This window comes from Streptomyces wedmorensis, from assembly GCF_000716445.1.
GTDB lineage: Bacteria > Actinomycetota > Actinomycetes > Streptomycetales > Streptomycetaceae > Streptomyces > Streptomyces wedmorensis.
In genome coordinates this window covers 16,569-39,641 of the sequence record NZ_JNWK01000008.1, presented here as the reverse complement: position 1 = coordinate 39,641, position 23,073 = coordinate 16,569, and the positions used below count along the sequence as shown (strand labels likewise).

Here is a 23,073-nt window from a genome sequence, read left to right as displayed (position 1 = left end):
AATTCCTCGATACGCGCCGTATCAAGGAAGGTTCTGCATGAACCCCACACGCACCAACAACCGTTCCTCCCGCACCCGCCGCAACGGCGGTCACGCGTACGGCTCCACCGCAGGTTCGCCCCGGAGCAGCCGCTTCGCTTCGTCCGCGCCGAGCCGTTCGGGCGCTCCGAGCCGCTCCGGCGGCTACAGCCGTCGGCCTGGAGCGGTGCAGGGAGAATTCGCACCGCCGAAGACGATCACTCCGGCGCTGCCCGCCGTCGAGGCCTTCGCCGACCTGGCTCTGGACCAGCGCCTTCTGGCCGCGCTCACCGCACAGGGCGTGTCCGTCCCGTTCCCGATCCAGGGCGCGACGCTGCCGAACTCCCTGGCCGGCCGTGACGTCCTCGGCCGCGGTCGGACCGGCTCCGGCAAGACCCTCGCCTTCGGTCTCGCCCTGCTGGCCCGCACCGCCGGACAGGCCGCCGAGCCCCGTCAGCCGCTCGCCCTGGTCCTCGTCCCCACCCGGGAACTCGCCCAGCAGGTCACCGACGCCCTCACCCCCTACGCCCGCGCCGTGAAGCTGCGCCTGGCCACCGTCGTCGGCGGCATGCCGATCCGCCGGCAGGCGAACGCGCTGCGCGGGGGCGTCGAAGTCGTCGTGGCCACCCCCGGCCGCCTCAAGGACCTCATCGACCGCGGTGACTGCCGACTGGACCGGGTCTCGATCACCGTCCTGGACGAGGCCGACCAGATGGCCGACATGGGCTTCATGCCGCAGGTCACCGCGCTGCTCGACCAGGTCCGGCCCGAGGGCCAGCGGATGCTGTTCTCCGCGACGCTGGACCGCAACGTCGACCTCCTGGTCCGCCGCTACCTCACCGATCCCGTCGTCCACTCCGTGGACCCCTCACAGGGCGCCGTCAGCACGATGGAGCACCACGTCCTCCATGTGCACGGTGCCGACAAGCACCGGCTGACGACCGAGATCGCGGCGCGCGAGGGCCGGGTGATCATGTTCCTGGACACCAAGCACGCCGTGGACCGCCTCACCCAGGACCTCCTCGACAGCGGTGTCCGGGCAGCCGCCCTCCACGGCGGGAAGTCACAGCCGCAGCGCACCCGCACCCTCGCCCAGTTCAAGACCGGGCACGTCACCGTCCTCGTCGCGACGAACGTCGCCGCGCGCGGCATCCACGTCGACCACCTCGACCTCGTCGTCAACGTCGACCCGCCGACCGACCACAAGGACTACCTCCACCGCGGCGGCCGTACCGCCCGGGCCGGTGAGTCCGGCAGCGTCGTCACCCTGGTCACCGCCAACCAGCGCCGCGACATGACCCGCCTCATGACCACCGCCGGCATCGTGCCCCAGACCACCCAGGTCCGATCGGGCGAGGAGGCGCTCACCCGGATCACCGGCGCGCGGACCCCGTCCGGCATCCCCGTGACGATCACCGCTCCGCCCACCGAGCAGCGCAAGCGCAGCGCGACCTCCCGAGGTCGACGCGGTCCCGCCGCGGCAGCGAGGCGCGCCGGCGCACGGCGTTCCGCCGCCGACGCGGCGGCCTGAGCGCCACGTGATCCGGAAGCCGACCCGTCCCCTCAGGGGCACGTCGTGACGCCGGTCCGGACGCAGCCCCGCCCGACGCGCCCCGCTCCCGCGCACCCGACGGCGGCCGACACCATGGACGTGGCCGGACCGCAGGCCGGCGATGACATGACCGTCGAGGTGGCCCTCTCGGTCATGGCCGGCGCCCGCACCGGACACCTGCTCGTCTGCGACGACGATCTGCGCATCGGCCTCGTCACCCGGGCCCAGCTCACCACCGTCCGCGACAGCCCCGCCCGCACCGACCGGCTACGGCTGCGCGACCTCTCCCGCGACGGCGGGCCGCTCACCTCGGCCACCGCCCCGCCGGGTCGTCGCCCCGTCCGTCGTGGGTGAACAGGACGGCACCCCCGGGCGTCCCCGCGCCCACCCTCGTCCTTGCGTGAACCGCGTCACCACGGCGGGACCACCCCCTTCTGCCGCACCCTTCCCCGGGCCACCGTGCCGTCCGCGGGCTCGACCCGATCCGGCACGCCTCCGCGCTGCTCGGCTCCCCCGCGGCGGCTTGATCGCCACCCACGGGCGAACGTGAGCCGGCACCCGAACAACCGAGAGGGCCCGCCCGGCACACGCCGGTCGGGCCCTCTCGCATATCGGTGGGCGGTTTCCCCCACCGGCGCGAAGCCAATGATCGGAGTGGCTGAAGTCGCCCACGGTCCAAGCGCTGACGTCCACGATCGAGACGCGGTACATCCAGCCTGCCTCCGGGATCCCCACCGTGCCCTGAAGGATCCGCGCCATGGGGAAGTGCAGACAGGCGGGCGGCCCGTCCCCCCGCGTCGTGGCGGTGAAGACGGCGGAGAACCCTCCCAAGCGGGCCGAGTCCGCCAGGACCTCTGACACCCGCTGCCTCCGCACCGCCTCGGGCGCCGGCCGACCGGGTCGCCCCGCCCCTCAACCGGTCCTGCTACCGCAAGAGAAGGGCGGACACCGTCCTCCCACCGGAGGCTCGCCGGGTGACCGCGGTCGACGTGGCGAGTCGGTTGACCGGGGGCCGGCCGAAGCCTCCGGCGCCGACGTCGGGGTCGGGGCGGGGGCGCACATGCGCGGGGCACGGGGACTGTGGTCGTGCACGGCCACCTCGATGCCGTTCGGTGCGCGGTCAGGTCCAGGGGGCAGGTACCGCCGCCGTGGCGCAGGGCGTTGGTGACGAGCTCCGAGACCACCAGGACCACGGTGTCGGCGGCCTCGGACGCGAGCGCCGGCACGAGCCCTTCGAGAAAATGCCGGGCGCTGTCGCGTGCGGCGGCGACGGGTCCGGCAGGGCAGTCTGTCGCGGCGTCGACGCCCATCGTCTCCGTTGGGCCCCCTGATCTCTGGATCGCCCTGCCCGTTCCTTCCCGTCCGCTGCGTCTGCCCCGACATGGGGCGGTCAACCCGATGCGAACGCGCCACACCCCGCCCCCATCACTGTTCGAGGTCGATTACCTCGCCACCCGACGCTCAAAAATCTGCATTGGCCGGAGTAGACATTGGGTGTCGGCGTCGCTATGGTTTCTCTCGTAGCCAGAGAGACAGAAGAGCTCGGCAGAGACGAACTGCCGAGCAGCAGCACCTTTAGTTGCAGTACGCAGGACGGTGCGGCTGTGGAGTTTCGAAGCCAGGTTGGTTGCAGGACGGCGACGGGACTGACGGCCGGACCGGGTGGCCCGCAGTGATCAGGGGCCGCCATGAGCGGGACCGCGGTCATGACAGACGCGGTACCCGTGAGTGCAGTACGCAGTACCCAGCAGTGAAGAGTGAGCAGTACCCCGATGGTAGGAAGTTGATCACCGAGGGAAGAACGGAGGAACGAAGCACCATAAGGATCGCCCGGACGAAACTCTTGAGTCCGGGTACCGCAGGACATCGATAGCGAGGTGGTCTCCGGTCAAGCAACCGCGATCCCCGCACTCCCGACAGCAGCCAGGTCGGGTCTGCGGACACAGAAGGCCGACGCAGTATCAGGGTCGGCACGTGGTGTAGAAGTTCCTTCGGGGCCCTGGTGCCGTACGGCGCCAGGGCCCCTCAACGCGTTCCATGAGAGAGGTGCAAATGACAGCAGACGACTCCTACGGCCGACTCGACGACGACGACTACCCCGCCTACACCATGGGCCGCGCGGCCGAGATGCTCGGCACCAGCCAGAGCTTCCTCCGCGCCATCGGCGAAGCGCGCCTCATCACCCCGCTCCGCTCCGAGGGCGGCCACCGCCGCTACTCCCGCTACCAGCTGCGCATAGCCGCCCGCGCCCGAGAACTCGTCGACCAGGGCACCCCCATCGAGGCCGCCTGCCGCATCATCGTCCTGGAAGACCAGCTCGAAGAAGCCCAGCGCATCAACGCCGAATACCGCCGCGCCGCCGAAACGGCCGACCCGCCGGCCTCGGCCTGAGACGGTGCCCGCCCGCCGTACCTCGGCGGGCCCCCGCACCGAGGCGGGCGTCTCCTCTGGTGCCGGGGTGTCGGACGTGTGCCGCCCCGGTTGACTGCCGCGGTTCGGAAGTTCCCTTGCCCATGCCTTCGGTGTGGGCGTTCTGCTGTGCTGTGCCGCAGGACCGGGGCAATCGCCTCCGCCTCCCGCATGGTGCGGGAGACGTCCATCGACTGGGCGGAACCAGGGGCCCGGGGCTCAAGACGCACGGCTGCTTCGCGCGTTCCGAATCGGGCGCCCCCGGAACGCGCTCACGGCCTTGCCGCCACCGGCCCGGTCGCGGCCGGGGCCGGCCTGTCCGTCCTGCTGGCCGCCGTGCGGTACGACCCTAGCCAGGCCAAGGGCCTGGACGAGACCTTGCACTCGTTCGCCGCCACGCCCGCAGGGCCCGCCCTGCTGATCGCCGCCGCTGTGGGCCTCCCTGATCTGCCGCACGGGCAGGTCGAGCGCAGACGATCGGCTGCGGCGAACACGACGAGGCCGACGATCAGCGGGCAGAACAGTCCTTCGGCGACCGCGCCGATGATGCCCAGCACGATCGCGGCAATGACGACCGTGCCCCGTCCGTGCCCTTCGGAACGGTGAACAGCGGTCGACACGGGTATCGCCGGATCACCGAGAGGAGCCTGCCGTGCCCTGTGCGTCGACGAGGCGCGCGAGTTCCACCCGCGACGAGATGCCGAGGCGGACGTAGATGCCGCGAAGGTGGTGGTCGATCGTGCGGGGACTGAGAACCATCCGGATCGCGATCTCGCGATTCGTCGCTCCGTCCGCCACCATGCTGGCGATCAGGGTCTGCTGCGCGGTGAGCGCGCCAAGGGCCGCCGCTGCCGGGAGGCGGGCGCACCGGGCCGTATCGCCGAGTGCGCGCAGCTCCGCCTCCGCGTGCCGCGCGCCGGGCAGGGCCCCGAACTGCTCGAACGCCTGGAGCGCCGCACGCAGCCGGTCCCGCGCCTCCGCGGTACGCCGCATCCGCCGGAGGGCGATGCCGTACAGCAACTCGGTCCGCGCGCGTTCGAGGTGACGGCCGTCCGCGTCGTGCAGGTCCAGGGCGTCACGGTAGTGGGTGAGGGCCTCCCCGCCGGAGGCGAGCAGCGCCCGGCAGCGGGCCGCGAGGGCCAGATGACCCGGGCTGGCGACGGTGTCCGCCCAGCGTGTGTAGCCGACGGCCGCCGCGGCCGCGGCGGCCGGTTCGCCGGCGCGGACGGCGGCCTCCACGTAGTGCGGGGTGGAGAGCAGCCGAATCGCCGGATGGCCGTGCCCGGGGCCGAGGCGGGCCAGGGTGCGCAGCTGGGAGGCGGCCTCGGCGGGGCGGCCCTGCGTGAGGTCGAGGTAGGCGAGCGCCCAGAGGCTGAGCGCCGTGGCGAGCCCGATGCCGTGCTCCGCCGCGTACGTCCGGGCCTGCCGGGCGCGGTCCCGGCACGTGGTGGTGTCGCCCTGGACCGCGGCCAGCAGGGCGAGGCCGGCCAGGATGTGGCAGGCGACGTTGTCCTGGCCGGTTTCGCGGGCGAGGCGGTGCGCGTCGACCGCGGTGGCCGTCGCGGCGCCGAGGCGCCCGTTCCACGCCTCGGCGTACGCGCGGAACTCCAGCAGCCGGGGCAGGACGGCGTGTTCGCCCTGGGCGCGGGCGGCGGACTCGGCCCGGTGCGCCACGGCCAGGGCGAGGTCGTCGTCGCCGAGGTAGAGCGCGGCCAGCGCCGCATGCACCAGCACGGTGGGGTCGTCGCCGTGCCGGGCGAGGGACACGGCTTCACGGAGCCGGACGGCGGCCTCGGCGTAGCGGCCACGTACGGCGGAGGCGATCCCGGTGAGTCCCGCGAGCAGGGCGCGGGCGGCGGGAGCGGACGGTGGCGGGCTCTTCCGGGCGAGGACCGCGGCCTGGTGGCAGCGGTGCAGGTCGCCGGTGTAGTGGCCGACTTCGGCGGCGTACGCGAGGGCGTACGCGGCGGTCACGGGGGCGACGAAGGCGTAGCCGGCAGGCGTACCGCCGGTCGCCGAACGCCCCGCGCCGGTCACGGGGCACGCCCCCCGCGCGCCGGCGAAAGCCGAGGTCGCCGCCTCGGCGAGGTCGTCGTAGGCATCGGGGGCATGCCCGGAGCGCAAGGTGACCAGGCCGCGCAGCAGCCGCACGCGGGGATCCGTGCCGGGAGCCGTGCGTTCCGCGGCGGCGAGGAGGCAGCGTGCCCGGTCGGGCCGGCCGCCGTGCCAGGCGTAGAGGGCGGCACGGGCGAGGGCGGCGTGGCGGACGGCGGTGTCGGGGCTGAGGAGCGCGGAGCGTTCCGCGTGGTGGGCAGCGGTCGCCGGGTCGGGGGCGGGTGCGTCGGCCAGGGCGCGGGCGAGGCGGCTGCTCGGGCCGAGGGAGGCGCAGGCGCGATGCCAGTTCCACGGGCCGGGCTCGGTCCTCGGGTCGAGGACGAGCGCGAGCGACCGGTGGGCGAGGCGCCGCTCCTCGGGTCCGGCGCTGTCGTACACCACGTCCCGTACCAGCGGGTCGGCGAAGACGAGACCGGCGGCGGTGGGGCGGATGAGGCCGGCCTCCTCGGCGGGTTCGAGGTCCGTGGACTCGTGCCCGGCGGCGACCACCGCGCGGTCGAACGCCCGGCTCTCCACGGGGTGCTGGTCGGCGGCGGCGAGCAGCAGCAGTCGGCGCGTGGCGGCCGGCAGCCGGGCGAGGCGGGCACGGTGCTGTTCCGTGGCCAGCAGTCGGCGGGTCAGCGGATCCGGCAGCGGGTCGAGGCCGGCGCGTTCACGCGCGGTGAGTGCGGCGGTGAACTCGGCCGCCGCGCGCGCGTCGCCGTACACCGCGAGCCGGATGCGAACGCTCACGCCGTCCTGTGACAGCCCGGGGGCGCAGTCACCCGACTGTTGTCCCAGCGCACCCGCGCTGCGTGGCCCAACTGGCATGTCTCGTAACGCTAGAGCTAAGTTACCGGGGTGTAAAGACCGGTGAAACAGCCGATGGCCGTGGCGTCGCGCCACCCTCACTCTGGGGCTCCCCCAACGAGCGAGAGGAACCCCGATGCGACGGTTCACCCGTGCGCTCTCCGCCGCCGCGGCCTGTGCCGCGGCGGCGTCCATCCTGCTGCCGGCGGCCCCGGCCCAGGCGGCGGTGCCCGATCCGGTTCTGTTCGTCCACGGATACAAGGGCGGCGCGTGGAACTTCGACGCGATGGTCTCCGACTTCAAGGCGTCCGGCTGGCCGGCCGACCGGCTGTACGCAATGTCGTACAACCCGTTCCAGTCGAACGAGACGACCGCCGCGCAGATCCGCGATCAGGTCAACGCGCTGCGCGCCCGCACCGGCGCGGCGAAGGTGGACATCGTCACCCACTCGATGGGCGGCCTGGGCTCGCGCTGGTACCTGAAGTTCCTCGGCGGCACTTCGTACGTCGACGACTGGGTGTCCCTGGGCGGCCCGAACCACGGCACGAACGCGGCGCAGGTCTGCGACTGGGCGCTCGCGTCGTGCAAGGAGATGGCGACGGGCAGCACCTTCCTGACCGCGCTCAACAGCGGCGACGAGACGCCCGGGGCCGTCAACTACGGGACCTTCTGGTCCACGTGCGACGAGTTGATCAACCCGGACTCGAGCACGGTCCTGTCCGGCGCGAGCAACACCAACGTGGGGTGTGTGGAGCACGCGTGGCTGCTGGTCAGCGAGAACGTCTCGCAGCTGACGCGGAACTTCGTCAGATGACGCGAGCCGTCACCGACTGAGCCCCGGAGGCGGAGGGCGGTCGCCCCGAGGCCGTCCTCCGCCCGGGTGCCTCGGCCCGGGACCAGGTCCCGGGTCCGTCTCGCGCGGAGGACCGGTGAGCAGGCGACGGCGTCCCGTCGGGCAACCGGTCTCGCGCAACCGACGTCCCCGGCCGGTCCTCCCGTGAGGTCCACTCGGCGGCGCCCCGAGTGAACGGTGATCCGTCACCTCGGGGAACGCCGCCTTCCGTCGCGGAGCACCGTGCTCGGGTCCCGCTTCTCACCGGCACGCGCCGCCCCCTCGGTGCGTCGGGTCGGGTGCGCACAGCCAGCCGTTGACGGCGAAGCGGCTGTCCTCGTGCTGCCTTTCGGGGCACACGACCGGTCGCACCTCGTGCCAGGCGGTGGGAAGGAAGAACACGATGCTGTCGTGCTCGGGCTCCCAGTCCCGCCAGGTACGTTCCTGCCACTCTCCGGTCGTCTCGGTGTGCAGCGGCAGGGCGGCGTCGAAGACGCGCAGCTCGCCGCCCCCGAACGGCCGGGGCGTGCGGTGCAGGTAGTACACGAAGGTGAGCAGACGGCGGGGGGCGTACGCGGCGCTGGTGTCCTGGTGCGGTCCGTAGAAGTCCCCGTCGTTGTGCACGTTGAGACCGTAACTGGGCTCGGTGTAGCGGCAGTCGACTCCCAGGACGTGCTCGACCGCCTCTCGGACGTCGTCGATGGCCGCCAGTAGCTCAGGCGCCTGGAAGTCGGGGCACGACCGGGACTTGCGCAGGTCAGGGGCCAACTCCCGGTCCCGGACCAGGGAGGGTTCGAGCCGGTCGCCGGTGGAGGCGATGGCACGCTCCAGCAGGAGGCCTGCCGTCCGCTCGCCCAGGAACCCGGTGATGCGGCAGACCGTCACCGGCAGCCGCCAGATCGCATCCGTGGACACCGGCGACAGACCCTGCGTCGTCATCGCCCCGCCTCGGACGGAGTGCCGGCCGCGGCCTCGCGCAGCACGGCGACTTCGGCCCTGAGGTCCTCCACCTGGCGTTGGAGCGCCTGGATGCAGACCAAGGACACGCCGAGGCCGTCGACGACGGGGATCCTGGTGTCGTCCCGGTTGAAGCCGAAAGCGGCGTGCCAGTCCTGGGCCATCGGCCCGAGGTGACGGACGCCCTCGGGCTCCCAGAGGTAGCGCCAGGTGCTGACCGGCAGCGCGGCCACGGCGTCCAGGACGGCGAAGCCGTTGACCGCGCCGACCGGGGCCACGCCGATGCTCTCCCGTGGCCCTGCCGCGGCGGGGTCCGGGGCGGCGTCGTCGGCCGCCCGGGCCCGCCTGCCGAGGATCCGCATCGTCACCGGCTCCAGTCGACCGGGACCACGTCCTGCTTGAGCCCGCGGTCACTGCAGAGCGAGCAGGGAGCGCCCGGCACCCCGGGCCCCTGGTCGGTACCGACGGTGATCGCCCCGTGGGCCCCGACGGGAGCGTGCACGCCGTCGCCGACGAGCGCGGCTTCGTAGCCGCCGAGCAGCTCCTGGAGGGTTCCGGGACCCAGGTTCTCCGGGGCGGTGATCGAGGCCACACCGTCGTAGTCGGTGAAGGCGGCCCCCAGCGTCCGGCCGCCGACGGTGGCGAACACGATCTTCGCTCCCCGGATGGGCTCCCCGGTGATGGCGTCGGAGGCCATCGCGTGGATGTTCTCCAGTTGCATCTGGGTGACGTTCAAGGTGGCCTGGCTGGTCGTGAGCCTGACCGGTTTGAGGCTGGGGCATTCCGCGCCGCTGCACGGCGCGGGCGACGAGGGGGTCGCGGTCGCGGCGACACCGCTTCCCGCCCCCAGCGACGCCAGAGCGGCTGCCATCACCGCGACGGTCCTACGACCGACAGAACCCATGTCCACTCCCTGGGAGCCGCTCGGGCGCGCTCCGCACCGGCGTGGAAGGCCGGGACGGTCCTGGCGCATGCGGCACTCGACCGATGCCGCCCCCGTGGGACGACGCGAACGACCGTAGCCACACCCGTCCGGCATGCGCGTCCGATGAACACGAGTACGCACCATCTGATGAATCGCCGACGGCACCGTGACGAACGCGGACGATTCATATCGGCCAGCAAGGGGCCACCCTGACCACCGGGCAACGGTGATTCCCAAGCTTATGGCGCGGGTTCGGTTCCCGTCATCCGCTCCATGACAAAGCCCCAGGTCAGGAACCTGGGGCGGCTCGGCCAGGAGACGCTCGCACGCGTACGGGACCCGGCAGGCCCGGACCGTCTCCCGTCCGAGGTCAGCCTCCGGGAGGTCCGCCACAGGGCCCGTCGCGTGGACTGAACCGCTTTTACCCTCCACTCGGAACGACCTGGTCCTGCGGGGCGGGTAGCTCGGGTCTTCCCTGTGCGGGTACGGATCCCGATCCTGTGGCCCGGCCGGGTGCCGCCTGCCGCATTCCGGTGCGCTGTGCCGCACGGCGCCACAGTCGGGGCAGGAAGGTGTAGAAGCGGTCGGGCAGGAACACGGCGTCCGCGATGATCATCGCGCCGGAGAAGAGCGGCAGCCCCATGAGTACGGCGATGCCGATGTGCATCCCGAGCAGCACGGCAAGAACGGGGTACTTGAGCCGGCCGAAGAGTACGAACGGGAAGGCGACCTGGACGAGCACCGTGAGGTAGCCGGTGATGGCGATCACCATCGGGAAATCGTCCACGAGGTGGGAGAGCGCGGGCCAGGGCTGGAACAGTTCGAGGTTCAGCGCGTAGTGCAGAGCGGTGCCGCCGCCCCAGGTGGAACCCTGGACCTTGTACAGGCCCGCCGATCCGTAGAGGAAGCAGACCTGTGCGGCGATGACGAAGACGCCGCAGTTGTGCACCACGGTGGTCAAGGTGACGCGGGCGTGGCGGAGTTCCTGCGCGTACAAGCCCCGCACCGGCTCCGGCACGTCGCCCGCACGAGCCGACTTGAGCCGGTTGCGGCGTGCGTCCAGGGACCAGCGCCGACCACACGCGGTCAGGACGAGGTACACGGCCATCAGCAGGACCAGGTTGTCGCCCCCGTCCGTCATGAAGATCGACCTCGCGTGGAACGAGATCACCACGACGGCGAAGAGGACGGACATGACGCGGGTCCGCCAGCCCAGGATGAACAGTACGGACGTGACGACGGCCATCGCGTAGCAGAACTCGAAATAGGCGGGGCTGTCGGACAGGATCAGGACGCTGTTCCAGCCCGTCTGCTCGAAGAGCTGTTCCGCCAGCGCAGGCGTCCAAGGGGACTCGGGTCCCCAGATCTCTCCACGGTGCGGGAACTCGCGGAGCAGGAAGACCAGGTAGAGCAGCCCGTAGCCGATGCGCAGCACCGAGGCGGCATACAAGGACACCGGGCGGCCGGTGAGGAGGGCCCACAGAGCGCTGACCTGGCCGAGGAGCCACTGACGGGCGACACCGACGAGCGAAGTCCCCGGACTCTGGGGGCGTTGTGGTGCGGCTGCCGCAGAGGAGGGCCGGGAGGGCTGCTCAATTCCCATGGGGGGTCACCTTCCACCAGGGCAGGAGCCGGTTCTCGGTGGGTACCGGCGGGCGGTTGCCGGCGGCGGTGCCGGGAGCGGCGATGGGCATCGTGACGACCCGAAGCTGAACGAAGTCGAACGTGTCGCCACCGTGGCGGGCGGCGAAGCGGTCCGCGGCGATATTGCGCAGGTACTGCTGCATCATCACCGCCCGTTCCGAACGTGCCGTGTCGCTTCCTCCGTGCGTCTCGACATAGGAGCTCCAAGCGCGGCGCAAAAGGTTCTGAGCCGTGTGGCTTGGAAATGCATTGTGGTCGACTGCGGCATTGTCCACGGCGGCCAGGTCGAACCAGGGGCTCACTCGTACCGATCCGTCGGAGGCCGTTTGTGCAGTTCTCACCAGGACCTTCCGGTTGAAGGAATCGGGGTCCGGTGCGAAAAGTCGCCAATTCTGCTCGAAAAGGGGGTACACCCATCCGTTGACCTGTGGGCTGTACCGCTTCGATACGGTGTTGGAGGGGGCTACGTGAAGGAACACCATGACGACATGGACCAGCGTGGTCACCAGACACAGGGCCACGGCCGTGCGCAGCCCCGCTCTCAGTGCGCGGACCCTCGTGGGCCGTCTGTCCGGCAGGGTCGCTCTGTCGTGTTCTGGTGGCGGGGGGGCCGGATCGGAACCGGACTGCTGAAGTTCCTGCACGGCCGCTGTTTCGATTCCGCTCGACACCGCCCACCCTGTCCTTCGCGTATGCGCTGCTCGCGCCTGAGTCTCTGCGTCTCTCACCGGCGGCGCACGACGGAACCGCTGAGGATTCCGCCGCGCGCCGTCATCTGATGAACGGTCTTATGCGGCCTGCTGCTCAGCCCTCGTGGACCGCGGGCTTGTCGGCGTAGCCGTAGTGCCCGTCAGCCTGCTCACCGTGGTCGCCGTGGTCGCCGTGCTCCGGCTTGCCGGGCCCCTCGTCGTGCCCGTGCTCCGGCCCACCGTGCTCGGGCTTGCCGCCGTGGTCCGGCCCACCGTGGTCCGGCTTGCCGCCGTTCCCGCCGGCGACGTTCCCGCCGGTGATGGAGCCGCCGGTCGTGTTCCCAGCGCTGTTGCCCGACGTGTTACCGCCAGTGGTGTTCCCGGCGGTGTTGCCCACGGTGTTCCCGGAGGTGTTGCCCGCGATGTTCCCCGAGGTGCCGCCGCCCACCAGGTTGACGCTGGGCCCGCCGATGAGGGTGCCGCCGATCAGACCCAGAGTCGTACCCGTCGTCGTACCGGTGGTCCCTCCGGTCGTACCGGTCGTCGCGCCGGTCGTCGTACCGGTCGTCGTACCGGTCGTCGCGCCGGTCGTCGTACCGGTCGTCGTACCGGTCGTCGTACCGCCGGTGGCGCACCCGCCGAGGAAGATCCTGTTGTTGTTGAGCGTCACTTCGCCGTTGCGGGCCAGTGCCCGCCCCTCGACGCTCGCCCCCTGGTTCACGAAGATCGAGGTCAGGGCCATGATGGTGCCCACGAAGGTGGAGGTGGTGCCGAGGGTCGCCGAACTCCCGATCTGCCAGTAGACGTTGCACGGCGAAGCACCGTTGGTGAGGAGGATCCTGCTGTTGGATGCCGTCGTCAGGGCTTCGGGAATCTGGAACACCCAGACCGCGTTGGGGTTTCCCCCGGCGTTCAGGATCAGGTCACCGGTGAGGCCGACACCGGATGTGGCCCTGTGGACGCCGGGAAGCAGCTCCTGCCCCCCGCCGATTCCTGCGGCGAGCGGGAAGTCCGGCGCCTGGCCCGTGAGTTGGCCGGCCGCGTTGTTGTACGCCACGATCAGATCGCTCTTGGCCTGGGCGGCCGCGGCGTCTGCGGGGTGCACAGCGCCGAGTACCAGGCCGGGCGGGAAGCCGGTGATGGCCGGGTTCGGGTGCGTCCCGAGGTCGTGATCGAGCACAGAGTTGCCGGTGTTGGTGACTCCCTGGCCTGCCAGGACGGAGTAGCTGGCAGTCGTGCCCAGAGGAACGGGCGTCGCGATGGCAAGTGCCTGCGTCGACGTGACGGCGACCATGGCGGCGGCAACTGCTGTGGCGAGGGCCGAGGCCAGCCCGCCGGACAGAATGCGGCGCTGAGTCGTTCGAGGGATGTGCAGCTTCATCAAGAGGCCATTTTCTGTGGGGGGCCATGGCACACGCCGGGCCTACGGATCACCCGGGGTGCCTTCTAGCTGTGGCCGCATATTACGCATGAAAATTCGTGCACCCGTACCGGGCGAAACCGAGGAGGGGGGGTGAATATAAAAACATTCAACACCGCGGTGCGTGATGAAAATATGCAATCCCGTGCCACCGACGATTCGGAACATCGCCGGATGAGTGAAATTCGATCAGTTCACACGAAGCGGCACCGCACACCTGTCCTGAAACCGACCCCGATGTGAACACGGATGTACGCCGACTGGGTCGAATCAGGACCGCTGCGGCGTGGGCGTGGCGCGCCCCGGGCGAAAAACGCAAGGAGGCGCGGCATCAGCGGCGGGTTCTTCCCGGTGCCGGCCGCGTGTGGAGGAGCAGCGGTTCCGGGGCATCGTCGCAGCCCGGCGCGTCGCCCTCGGGGTTCAGGACGCGTAGAGCTTGATGGCGTCGGTGATGAAGTGCCGGCTCTGCTCCGGGGCGAGGGCCAGCGCCCGCAGCCGGGCGTGCGTCACGCTGTACTGCTGTACGTCGGACGTCTTCGCCAGGCAGAGGCCGCTGGTGAACCTCTCCAGATACACCACCGCCTCACGGGTGTCGGAGAACTCCAGGATGGAGAACTGTCCCGTCAGCCCTGGGTGAGCGCCTGTGCTGTGAGGGAGTACCTCGACGGTGATGTGCGGCTCGGTGCTGAGCGCGTGCAGGTGCTCCAGTTGCTCGCGCATGATCTCCCGGCTGCCGACGACACGCCGCAGGGCCGATTCGTCCAGGACGACCCACAGATGCAACCGGCGGGCGAGGTCATAGATCCGGTACTGACGGCGGAGTCGCACCTTCAGTCGCGCGGCGGCCTGGTCGACCGTGACGAGGGGGATCGTTTCCTCAATGACCGCGGCGGCGTAGGCGGGGGTCTGCAGCAGGCCGGGGACCACCATGGACTCGTAGGCCCGGATGGACGCGGCGACCGCCTCCAGGTCGAGATAGACGCTGTGGGGGATGTCGCCGTAGGAGTGCCACCAGCCCTGACGGCTCGACTCCCTGGCCAGTGCTGTCAGGTGGTCGACGAGATGCTGGTCGGTGACGCCGTAGAGCACGCAGAGATCGCGTACGTCGCGGGGGCTGACCGCACGGCGACCCGTCTCCATGTGACTGACCTTGGCCTGGGAGATCAGCAGTTCCGCCGCGACTTGCGTGCCGGTCATACCGCGGTCCTCACGGAGCCGGCGCAGCTCCGCCCCCAGTCGTCGTCCTGTGACGGTCGGGTTGTTGTTCGCCGCCATGGGCGGTGTACCTCCGGCTCCAAGCCACTACGTGTCCGAGCAGATTGGCATGGAGCACCGGTTGTTGATCACGCGCCGTGCCGCCGGTGTCGTGCGTCGGTAAAGAATTGACGCGATTCAATCTGCCCGGCGTCGCCCGTACGAACCAGCGCTCCGCGTGGCCCACGGCGCCCTACGGCGCGCAAGCCGGGCCGCGGGGAAGAAACGGCGGCCAGGGTCGTTGGGTGGATCAGTGGGCGAATCGGCGGGCTGTCACGGAGTTCACGCCGAGGTGGAGAACGGCGGCGATGAGCACCCGTACGCCGGTGGAGAGGAGTTACAGCGCACCGCCGAGCGTCGAGCCGGCGATGATCAGCGCCATGAGGGCACCTCGGCTCTGCAGCCGAGGCCCCGTGGCATCGTGCCCCATCCGTGCCCTTCGGAACGGTGAACAGCGGTCAACACGGGTATCGCCGGATCACCGAAAGGAGCCGCGAGAAGGGGCGTTTTCGCAGGTCAGGCACCTTATGATCGGTGCCGGCTCCGGTGATTCCCAAGCTTATAGCGCGGATTCGATTCCCGTCATCCGCTCTTCTACGAAGCCCCAGGTCAGCGGCCTGGGGCTTCGTCGTCGTGTCAGCGCGGCTCTGGCAGTGCGTCCAGTTCGGACAGGGACTCGGCGTCGAGGCGGAGGGAGGCCGCCGCGATGTTGTCCTCCACGTGGGCCACCGACGAGGTGCCGGGGATCGGGAGGACCACCGGGGACCTGGCCATCGTCCAGGCGAGTTTGATCTGGGCCGGAGTGGCTCCGTGTCGGGCGGCTGTCCGGGCGAGTGGCTCGGTCGGCTCGGGACGGCCCAGGGTCTCCAGGGAGAAGAAGGGCACGAACGCGATGCCCTGACGGGTGCAGGCGTCGAGGACGTCCGGGTCCTGGCGGTGGAAGAGGCCGTACATGTTCTGCACCGCTGCCACCGGCGCGATCCGCTGCGCCCGGGCGAGCCCGGCAGCAGTGGTGTTACTGAGGCCGAGGTGGCGGATGAGGCCCTCCTCCCGCAGGGCGGCGAGCGTGCCGAAGCGCTCGACGACGGTCTCGTCGTCCTCGTGGAGGCGCAGGTAGACGAGGTCCAGGTGTTCCCGGCCGAGTTCCCGCAGGGTGCGGTGGACGCCCGCGACGAGTTCGCGGGGGCCGGCCGGGGCGCCCCAGCTGCCGTCGGGGTGCCGGACGGGGCCGACCTTGGCCGCCAGGACCAGGCCCTCGGGGTAGGGGTGCAGGACGCGACGGATCAGGCCGTTGGCCGAGAGCCCGCCGTGGAAGTAGAACCAGGCGGTGTCGATGTGGTTCACCCCGAGCTCGACGGCCCGTCGCAGCACGGCCGCCGATGTCTCCGGATCGTTCGCCGGACCGGCGATCTCGCGGGCGGGCAGCCGCATGGCTCCGAACCCCATGCGGGCGACGGGAAGGTCCCCGCCGAGAAGGAACGTGGAGGCCGGGGTCTCAAGGGGTGTGGTCATGGCCTCGATCCTCGGGATCGCTCGCAACGGAGGCCACTGGCTGGCAACTTGGTGCCATGGCGACGGAAGGCATCGTGACATTGCGCGGGGAGGCCGAGCTGGTACGGCGCGCCGGCGTTCTCCTCGACGGCGCGCGACGAGAGTTCCTCTGTGCCGCCGAGGAGCCCGCCACCTGGTCGGCGGCGGCCCGGAACGCCCGCCGCTCCCCTCCACCGGGCCTGGTGGTACGCAAGTTGTACGGCTCCGGGGTCTTCCGGAGCCCCGGTGGAGGGGAGTTGCTCGCACGGCTCACCGGGGCCGGGGTGGAGGTACGGATCTCGCCTGCCCCTCCGGCTCACGAGGCGATCGTCGTCGACCGGCGCCTCGCCGTACTGGCGGGCCCCCCGTCCGCAGCAGGGGGACCTCGTACGTACACCGTCGTCCAGGAGCCGGACGTCGTAGCCGGCGTGCGCGCCCTGTTCCAGACGGCGTGGGAGACGGCGGCGGACCTCACCGCGTACCGCCGCAACCCCCTCCCCGGCCTCGACGAGGCGGAGCGGGCCGTACTTCGGTCCCTGGCGGCCGGCCACACCGACGAGACGGCCGCCCGCCTGCTCGGAGTCTCCCTGCGCACCTACCGGCGCCGGGTCGCCGCCCTCATGACGGCCCTGGACGCCCGCTCACGGTTCCAGGCCGGGCTGCGGGCCCGCGAGATCCTCGGGCCGCACCCGGGCGCCTGATCACCCCGCCCAAGCTCATGGCGCGGGTTCGATTCCCGTCATCCGCTCGTGAACGAAGGCCCAGGTCAGCGACCTGGGCCTTCGTCGTGGTCTCGACCTCGGTCAGAACTCGAGCACCTCGCGGTCGAGCGGATACCGCGCGCGGTGGGGGCCGTCGTACGGCGAGGGGGTGATCGGCAGGACGCCGGTCGGCTGCAGGCCCAGGTTGTCGTCCCAGAGCCGGGGTTCGACCTGTCCGACGACGCGGAACTCCCGGAAGGTGAACGGCGGGCTGTCGGTCGGGAAGAACTCGGGCGTGGTCATCACCTGGAAGTGCAGGTGCGGCGTGGTCGAGTTGCCGCTGTTGCCGATCAGCCCGAGGACCCGGCCGGGTTCGACGTGGTCGCCTTCCCGGACCTTGAGCGAGCCGGGCTTCAGGTGGGCGTAGAGCAGGTAGCGGCCCGGCGCGACCTCCACGGTGACGTGGTTGCCGACGGTCTGCTCGATCGGCGGGACCGGCGGCGTGACCGGCGGCGCGTTGTCCGGAATCCCGTCCTGGACCTCCACCACCCTGCCGCCGGCCGCGGCCACGACCGGCTGGCGGTAGCTCAGATAGCTGGCGAGCCGCGCGGGGTCGCCCTCCCAGGTCTGTCCCTGCTCGCCGACCCGGTACCAGTCGATCGCGAAGCGCTGCGGTACGTAGAAGCGACCGTTGATCGGGCCGAGGCCGCGCCGGTGGTGGGTGTTGCCGCAGCACGACTCGCTGGAGTACCAGGTGCCGGGGCGGACCGGCGCGTTCAGGTTCAGCGGCGCGGTGCGGCCGGTCGGGGTGATCTGGACCGTCTCCTCGAACGGGGAGGCACCGGAGGCGGTGAGGACGGCGCCCGAGAGGTGGTGTTCGAGAACCTTGGGCACCCGCTGACCGCGGTCGAGGGCCAGGTCGAGCCAGATGACCCACTCCTGGGAGCCCGGGATGACGGTCGGCGTCGGCCCCGGGGGCGCCGGGGTGTACCCGTCCGCACCCGGCAGGGGGTCGCCCACCGGATTGGCTGCATCGGCCAACGCCTGGCCGCTCAGCGAGCCCACCACCCGGTGCGTGCGGGCGTCCCGGACCTCGACGCGGTCGAGCCGCACCCTCGCGCTGCTGGGCAGTGCGTTCGTGGTGAGCAGTTCGTACGAGAGGTGCGTCTTGCCGTCCGTGGCCTCGAACGGCGTCGGTTTCGTCATCACCGCCGCAGTCAGCGGCGTGAACTGCGGGCCGGGCGCCGGCACGGCCGGGCCGGTCCCGTACCCGGGTACCGCTGCGGCCATCAGCATCCCGGCTGCGAACACGGCGGTGGCGAGCCCGCGACGTAGCGGGCTGCGGCCGGTGCGGTTGCGGGGGTCGAGCTCTGCCATGGTGCTCTTCCAGTCGTCGGATCCGGGGCCGTGAAGGGCCTCGGCACGGCCCGCGCCGAGGCGCAGGCCCATGTAATCCGGCGAAGCGCCGCTCCCGGCGGACGGCACCGGAGTCAGGTGCCGAACTACACCCGTCCAGGCGCATCGGCCCGCCAGGCCCCGCCTCGCGGAAACTTCGGGCCGTTGTCGAGCACCGAGTTCCTCGCGTACGGCGCGCACGCGTCGTCGAGGTGGGCGACCTGGGGCTTCGTCGCTGTCTGGACCTGCTCACGCGTCCCGGACCACTGGAGATCACCCGGCCCCTACCGAGCTGCTCGGCGGCCTTCTGGCGAGCGGTCCGCATCGCGCGGCGGCTACGACCGGGTGCCGGTGCGCTCCGAGAAGCGGGTGGACAGCGCCTGGCCGAGGGCCAGCACGCTCAGGCCGAACATCAGGATGCCCAGGGGGACATGGAGCGTCGGCATGTGCGCGACGCCCAGCACCACCTGCGCCGAGGCGAGCACGAGGAAGACGGAGGAGTACAGGATGGGGCGGGGCGAGCCGCCGCCCGGGCGCCAGGCGAGGATCGCGGCGATCACGTAGAGCATGGTGGCGCCGTACATCACCTTCGATCCGGCGTCGTGCAGCACATAGCCGTGGGACGAGGACAGCAGCATTCCGGCGGTGACCGCCTGGAAGAAGAGGGCCAACGTCTGGAGGGCTATCGCGACCTGCGGGAACGTGACCCTGCCCGGTACTGCCGTCGTCTGTGCGGCCATGACTCGGTCCCCTCTTCTGCCTCGCGGCGGTGGATCAGTGGTGTCTCGGTGGTCCGACGACGCAGCTCCTCGAAATGTGAGGCGAATCGAAATCGCCTGCCGGCTGCTCGGCTCGGCGCGAGCGCTGTGTCGGCGCGTGGCTGCCCGAACCGCTGCCCGACCGCACCTCGGCCGCTGAGGCCCCATGATCGGGCTGCCGGGGCGGTGGCGCCGACGACACCCGTGTGGCGTGCCCTGCCTCCGAGGCGCATCCTGGTGGCGAGATCGCCGGTAACGGGCCCGGCTCCCGTGCCCGGCCGGGCCGCGGCGCGGGCGCTGCGCCCCGTCCGCCGCTGCGGAAGGGAGCGGGATGACCGTCGGATCGCCCGGGGATCCGGATCGCTCGGAGAGCTTCGGAGAAGGACTGCTGGGCGGGCTCCTGGACCGGGCCCACGAGCTGCCGCCGCATCTGGTCGGGCCGGCCCTGGCCGATACCGTGGCACGGCTGGGGGGCCGGGATCCGCAGATCCTGCTCCAGGACTACGAGCAGCAGAGACTGGTCCCCCTGCCGGGCGAAGGGCTGGAGGGCGGGGAACCGCAGGTCATCGACGGCTCCGAGGCCGGCCGGTGTTTCCTCACCTCGCGCCCGGTCGAACTCGTGCTGGCCGACGGCGTAAGGATCCTGCTGCCGTTGGTGGACGGGGGCGACCAGGCGGGAGTCCTGGCCGTCACTCTGGACACCGTCGATGACGACGACCGCCGCCTGCTGCGCAGGATCGCCGGTCTGATCGCCGACATGATGCAGACCAAGAACGGCCACACCGACCTCTTCTTCCGCACCCGCCGTCGCGAATCGATGAGCGTCGCCGCCGAGATCCAGTGGTCGTTGCTGCCGCCGGTGTCGATGGTGACGCCGCGCGTCGCCGTCGCCGGCGTTCTGGAGCCCGCTTACGACGTGGCGGGCGACAGCTTCGACTACGCCCTGAACGGGGACACCTTTCACCTCGCCATGATCGACGCGATGGGTCACGGTCTGGACGCGGCCACGATGGCCACGGTGGCCATCGGCGCGTACCGGCACGCCCGCCGGATCAGCATCGAGCTGTCCGAGATCTACTTCTTCATGGACCGGGCCGTGGCCGAGCAGTTCGCCCCCGACCACTTCGTGACCGCGCAGATGATGCGGCTGGACACGAACACCGGCCGCCTCCAGTGGGTCAACGCCGGGCACCCCGCCCCCATGCTGATCCGCAGGCACCGCGTCGTAGGCCGCCTGGACAGCCCCACGACCCTGCCCGTCGGCTTCGGAGGAGCACAGCCTCAGGTCAGCGCCTTGATGCTCGAACCGGGGGACCGCGTCCTCTGCTTCACCGACGGGCTGATCGAGGAACACACAAGCGGACAGGAGGAGTTCGGCGAGGACCAACTGATCGACTGGGTGAACCGACTGGATCGGGCGGACCGTGAGGTCCGCGCGGTGGTACGGGACCTCTCCCACACCCTCAAGCGGGCACGCGGCGAAGCCACTTCGGACGACGCCACGCTGGTCCTGGTCGAGTGGCGCGGATGACGGAGGGCCGTGCCGTGAGGTGCCGTTGAGGCGGCGTGCGGGGCGGCGGGAGCTTCGCCGTACGGATCACGCCGGCTCCGGGCGGTGTGTCGTCTGTTCGGGATGAGGGGCGACGAGGATCTCGGCGGCCTGGGTGACGTTGCCGGCGTCGACCGCGCGGGCCATGGCGGCACGTGCCGCGTCGGGTGTCGTGTCCGGGGGCACCACCAGGAGGGCGAAGTGGTCAGTGTCGCCACGGGTGATGAGGACGGTGTCGTCGCCGACGGGGAAGGAGTCGAGGTGCACGACCCGGTCGTCGACGACCACACGCGTCGGGACCTCCTCCCAGGCGTCCGTGTCCAGGCCGACGCGCGTGACGGGGCCGAGGTGCGCGGTGAGCGCCCGGACCAGGGCGGGCAGCTCGGTCGCGACGTCGCGGGAGCGGGGCCACCAGGCGCCGTCGAGGACGCCTTCGCGGGAGTGGGTCGTCTGCAGCCGGAGCAGGGCCGTGCCGGGTTTCACCGCTCGGTGGATCTCGTCCGGAAGGAGCCGGGGAGGGGTGGGGGCGTCGGATTCGGCCATGGTGGTCCGCCTGACTGCGCGGGGCCGCCGACACCTCATGGCCGGCGAGATACCGCCGTGTTCCTCACGGTACCCCTCGGGCCTGCGGTCATGCCCGCGGCCATCGGCCGGGCGGTGTTCCCGGTGGGAAATCACCTGGTCAGAGTGGCTCGTCCGGCCGCTGGGCGGAGTACGCTGAAAGTACCGGGAGTAAGTCGAGCACCCGCTCCCACGCGGACGTCGTTTCCGGCGATCAAGACACTGGGCCGCCCTGCAGGGCGGCCCGGAGACGGGTCCGCAATCATGACCACCACGCTCGCCCCCCTGCTTTCGGCGCGCCTTTCGCTGACGCCGAAGACCACCCTCGCCGGCCTCTTGGACGGCGCCTGGTGGCCTCGCTCACGTGACCTCACCGCCGAACTTCCGCCCCTGGTCGACGCGCTGGAGGAGCACTTCGGACGGATCACACGCGTCACGGTGAACCCCACCCGCTGGCCCGTCGTCCCGCACAAGGTCGCCGTCGCCGGGCACACCGTGCACGTCGGCTGGTTCACCGAACAGGATCCCGACAAGATGATCCTGCTCTCCTACACCGTCGGCCGCTGCGACCTGCTGGTGATCCCGCCCGAGACCGAACCTTCCGCGGCCGCCCGGCTGATGACCGCCGCCGCCCTCCCCGGCAGCGTCCTGGCCGCCGGAGTCCTGATGTCCGACGAGGCCGCGACCGGCCGCCGTATGCGGGACGCCCGCAGCAGCGAGGACGTCCGGGAGACCGACGGCGGGTCCGCACCGGCGCTTCTCAGGCACCCGGTCGTCGGCGCGCGGATGATCCCCATGCCGGGATTCCCGCGGAGGTGACCCCGTGGAAACCCTGATCACGATCGCCGCGATCGCCCTGCTGATCGCGCTCGGCACGCGCCTGATCCACCGGCTCAACGCCCAGCACGACGCACGCATCGCCGCCCACCACTTCGGCGACCCCTTCCCGGCCATTCGCCGGCCGCCCGGCCACGGCCACCGCACACCGACGGAGCAAGCCGCCCACCGCAGGCGCACGGGCACCTGGCCGTGAGCACCCCTGACCACTCCTCCGACCGAAGGCCGCGGGTGGGGCACCCGACACCCGGGACAACCCACCCGCCGGCTTCTCGCCCTCCCGTGAAGGGACCGCACACCTTGCACCCCACCGACACCGCGATGCCGCCCTCGGCCGGACACGCCGAGATCCGCATCGTCGCCGCCACCCCCGAAGCCGCCCGCGCGGTCGCCCAGGTGATCCGCCGCTCCTTCGCCGGGGCGGAACAGCGCAGCTACCCCGTACCCGAAGGCGGCACACGGCTCCACCTCACCGTCGACACCGCATCCGCCGCGGAACCCGCCCTCTCCTGGCTCGCCACCAGCAGACCGCCCTCCCGCACCGGCACCCACGTCGACGAGGTGTGAGGAGCGTCGGCCGTTCCTCAGACGCATGAAAGGACTCGGTCATGGCGACACTCCGCGAGCGACAGGTCTACCGCGAACGGGTCCTGACCGCCCTCTACGAAGCCACCGAAGGCAACCGTCTCCTCGGAGTCCCGGGACGGAAGCTGCGGAACGACCTGCGCATCCCGGAGGAGGACCTGGCCGCCGCCTGCACCTACCTCGCCGGCGAGGACCTGATCACCATCGACTGGGAACCCGGCAACACCCCCGCGATGGTCTCCCTCACCCACCAGGGAATCCGCCGCATGGAGGCCGAAGAGGAAGAACGCGGGTGAAACGCGTCCGGGGGCGATCGGGTGATTCCCGAGCTCATGACGCGGGTTCGATTCCCGTCATCCGCTCTTCTACCAAGCCCCAGGTCAGTGACCTGGGGCTTCGTCGTCGTCCGGATGACTCGCACGGCGCGGAGCAGCCTCGAACCACCCGGGCCCGCGGAGGAATATCTGTGCCGGCGGGATGAGTTTGTGACGGGCGGCGCGGTAAGAGTTCTTGACGTATGAAAAGAGCGGCGTGAATTCACCCGACGGCGGCT

The 23,073-nt window shown here is 71.2% G+C and carries 24 protein-coding genes and 2 pseudogenes; 12 read left to right on the top strand and 14 right to left on the bottom strand.

From position 1 onward, the window contains the following. Positions 1 to 37: 37 nt before the first annotated feature. Positions 38 to 1,549, top strand: coding sequence for a DEAD/DEAH box helicase (locus OO54_RS08985; RefSeq protein WP_033202320.1), 1,512 nt, complete (start codon positions 38 to 40; stop codon positions 1,547 to 1,549). Between the two features lie 45 nt (positions 1,550 to 1,594). Next, positions 1,595 to 1,924, top strand: coding sequence for a CBS domain-containing protein (locus OO54_RS08980; RefSeq protein ID WP_051786800.1), 330 nt, complete (start codon positions 1,595 to 1,597; stop codon positions 1,922 to 1,924). Between the two features lie 291 nt (positions 1,925 to 2,215). On the opposite strand, the pseudogene OO54_RS47225 reads toward OO54_RS08980, so the two are convergent. Then, positions 2,216 to 2,446, bottom strand: a pseudogene (locus OO54_RS47225) (hypothetical protein); the annotation flags it as partial. Positions 2,447 to 2,495: 49 nt separating this feature from the next. Beyond that, positions 2,496 to 2,880, bottom strand: a pseudogene (locus OO54_RS47220) (ATP-binding protein). 742 nt (positions 2,881 to 3,622) lie between these two features. Here OO54_RS47220 and OO54_RS08975 point away from each other — a divergent pair. Together OO54_RS08975 and OO54_RS08970 are read left to right on the top strand one after the other, a co-directional pair. Further along, positions 3,623 to 3,961 carry a MerR family transcriptional regulator gene (locus OO54_RS08975; protein WP_033202319.1) on the top strand — a complete coding sequence of 113 codons (339 nt, stop codon included), beginning with the start codon at positions 3,623 to 3,625 and terminating at the stop codon, positions 3,959 to 3,961. Positions 3,962 to 4,150: 189 nt separating this feature from the next. After that, entirely contained in the window at positions 4,151 to 4,585 is a 435-nt protein-coding gene (locus tag OO54_RS08970; RefSeq protein WP_033202318.1) for a DUF1206 domain-containing protein, read from the top strand. A 27-nt stretch (positions 4,586 to 4,612) separates the two neighbouring features. Here the strand turns inward: OO54_RS08970 and OO54_RS08965 are convergent, their stop codons facing one another. Next, the gene (locus OO54_RS08965) at positions 4,613 to 6,826 is read right to left on the bottom strand and encodes a helix-turn-helix transcriptional regulator (RefSeq protein WP_033202317.1); all 2,214 of its coding nucleotides are present in this window, start codon (positions 6,824 to 6,826) and stop codon (positions 4,613 to 4,615) included. Positions 6,827 to 7,019: 193 nt separating this feature from the next. Between OO54_RS08965 and OO54_RS08960 the strand changes: the two genes are divergently transcribed. Next, a complete protein-coding gene (locus OO54_RS08960; protein ID WP_033202316.1) occupies positions 7,020 to 7,697 on the top strand; it encodes an esterase/lipase family protein in 678 nt (225 codons plus the stop codon). Between the two features lie 279 nt (positions 7,698 to 7,976). On the opposite strand, the gene OO54_RS08955 is transcribed toward OO54_RS08960, so the two are convergent. Genes OO54_RS08955 through OO54_RS08945 form a run of 3 tightly spaced genes read right to left on the bottom strand, consistent with a single transcriptional unit; the run spans position 7,977 to position 9,543 of the window. After that, positions 7,977 to 8,654: a 2OG-Fe(II) oxygenase gene (locus OO54_RS08955; RefSeq protein WP_078905109.1), complete on the bottom strand. Its 678-nt coding sequence runs from the start codon at positions 8,652 to 8,654 to the stop codon at positions 7,977 to 7,979. Beyond that, positions 8,651 to 9,034: a tail fiber domain-containing protein gene (locus OO54_RS08950; protein ID WP_033202315.1), complete on the bottom strand. Its 384-nt coding sequence runs from the start codon at positions 9,032 to 9,034 to the stop codon at positions 8,651 to 8,653. Before OO54_RS08950 ends, OO54_RS08955 begins: the two co-directional genes overlap by 4 nt. Positions 9,035 to 9,036: 2 nt before the next feature. Next, complete coding sequence (locus tag OO54_RS08945; RefSeq protein ID WP_234439208.1) at positions 9,037 to 9,543, bottom strand: hypothetical protein; 507 nt, start codon at positions 9,541 to 9,543, stop codon at positions 9,037 to 9,039. Between the two features lie 327 nt (positions 9,544 to 9,870). Between OO54_RS08945 and OO54_RS44970 the strand changes: the two genes are divergently transcribed. Continuing rightward, positions 9,871 to 10,011, top strand: coding sequence for a hypothetical protein (locus OO54_RS44970; protein ID WP_200146571.1), 141 nt, complete (start codon positions 9,871 to 9,873; stop codon positions 10,009 to 10,011). 7 nt (positions 10,012 to 10,018) lie between these two features. Here OO54_RS44970 and OO54_RS08940 read toward each other — a convergent pair whose 3' ends face one another. From OO54_RS08940 to OO54_RS08920, 5 genes are all read right to left on the bottom strand, one after another. Next, entirely contained in the window at positions 10,019 to 11,200 is a 1,182-nt protein-coding gene (locus tag OO54_RS08940; protein WP_106969993.1) for an HTTM domain-containing protein, read from the bottom strand. Further along, positions 11,190 to 11,885, bottom strand: coding sequence for a DUF5819 family protein (locus tag OO54_RS08935; RefSeq protein ID WP_399522331.1), 696 nt, complete (start codon positions 11,883 to 11,885; stop codon positions 11,190 to 11,192). The genes OO54_RS08940 and OO54_RS08935 overlap by 11 nt, the downstream gene beginning before the upstream one ends. 160 nt (positions 11,886 to 12,045) lie before the next feature. After that, positions 12,046 to 13,311: an ice-binding family protein gene (locus OO54_RS08930; protein WP_033202313.1), complete on the bottom strand. Its 1,266-nt coding sequence runs from the start codon at positions 13,309 to 13,311 to the stop codon at positions 12,046 to 12,048. 459 nt (positions 13,312 to 13,770) lie between these two features. Further along, on the bottom strand, positions 13,771 to 14,625 hold the full coding sequence (locus OO54_RS08925; protein WP_033202312.1) for a helix-turn-helix domain-containing protein: 855 nt from the start codon (positions 14,623 to 14,625) through the stop codon (positions 13,771 to 13,773). 615 nt (positions 14,626 to 15,240) lie between these two features. Continuing rightward, on the bottom strand, positions 15,241 to 16,116 hold the full coding sequence (locus tag OO54_RS08920) for an aldo/keto reductase (RefSeq protein ID WP_033202311.1): 876 nt from the start codon (positions 16,114 to 16,116) through the stop codon (positions 15,241 to 15,243). A gap of 56 nt (positions 16,117 to 16,172) precedes the next feature. Here OO54_RS08920 and OO54_RS44965 point away from each other — a divergent pair, with 56 nt between their 5' ends. After that, on the top strand, positions 16,173 to 16,835 hold the full coding sequence (locus tag OO54_RS44965) for a helix-turn-helix transcriptional regulator (RefSeq protein ID WP_033202310.1): 663 nt from the start codon (positions 16,173 to 16,175) through the stop codon (positions 16,833 to 16,835). Between the two features lie 102 nt (positions 16,836 to 16,937). Here OO54_RS44965 and OO54_RS08910 read toward each other — a convergent pair whose 3' ends face one another. Then, the gene (locus OO54_RS08910) at positions 16,938 to 18,212 is read right to left on the bottom strand and encodes a M23 family metallopeptidase (protein ID WP_078905114.1); all 1,275 of its coding nucleotides are present in this window, start codon (positions 18,210 to 18,212) and stop codon (positions 16,938 to 16,940) included. Positions 18,213 to 18,565: 353 nt separating this feature from the next. After that, a complete protein-coding gene (locus OO54_RS08905) occupies positions 18,566 to 18,970 on the bottom strand; it encodes a hypothetical protein (RefSeq protein WP_033202309.1) in 405 nt (134 codons plus the stop codon). A 349-nt stretch (positions 18,971 to 19,319) separates the two neighbouring features. On the opposite strand from OO54_RS08905, the gene OO54_RS08900 reads away from it, so the two are divergent. Continuing rightward, entirely contained in the window at positions 19,320 to 20,519 is a 1,200-nt protein-coding gene (locus tag OO54_RS08900; RefSeq protein WP_033202308.1) for a PP2C family protein-serine/threonine phosphatase, read from the top strand. A 66-nt stretch (positions 20,520 to 20,585) separates the two neighbouring features. On the opposite strand, the gene OO54_RS08895 is transcribed toward OO54_RS08900, so the two are convergent. After that, positions 20,586 to 21,080 carry a DUF5994 family protein gene (locus OO54_RS08895; RefSeq protein ID WP_033202307.1) on the bottom strand — a complete coding sequence of 165 codons (495 nt, stop codon included), beginning with the start codon at positions 21,078 to 21,080 and terminating at the stop codon, positions 20,586 to 20,588. A 282-nt stretch (positions 21,081 to 21,362) separates the two neighbouring features. Between OO54_RS08895 and OO54_RS08890 the strand changes: the two genes are divergently transcribed. From OO54_RS08890 to OO54_RS08875, 4 genes are all read left to right on the top strand, one after another. Then, entirely contained in the window at positions 21,363 to 21,917 is a 555-nt protein-coding gene (locus OO54_RS08890; RefSeq protein ID WP_033202306.1) for a DUF5994 family protein, read from the top strand. Between the two features lie 4 nt (positions 21,918 to 21,921). Further along, positions 21,922 to 22,131, top strand: coding sequence for a hypothetical protein (locus OO54_RS08885; protein ID WP_033202305.1), 210 nt, complete (start codon positions 21,922 to 21,924; stop codon positions 22,129 to 22,131). A 125-nt stretch (positions 22,132 to 22,256) separates the two neighbouring features. Then, the gene (locus OO54_RS08880) at positions 22,257 to 22,502 is read left to right on the top strand and encodes a hypothetical protein (protein WP_033202408.1); all 246 of its coding nucleotides are present in this window, start codon (positions 22,257 to 22,259) and stop codon (positions 22,500 to 22,502) included. Positions 22,503 to 22,543: 41 nt separating this feature from the next. Beyond that, complete coding sequence (locus OO54_RS08875) at positions 22,544 to 22,816, top strand: hypothetical protein (protein ID WP_033202304.1); 273 nt, start codon at positions 22,544 to 22,546, stop codon at positions 22,814 to 22,816. Positions 22,817 to 23,073: the final 257 nt, after the last annotated feature.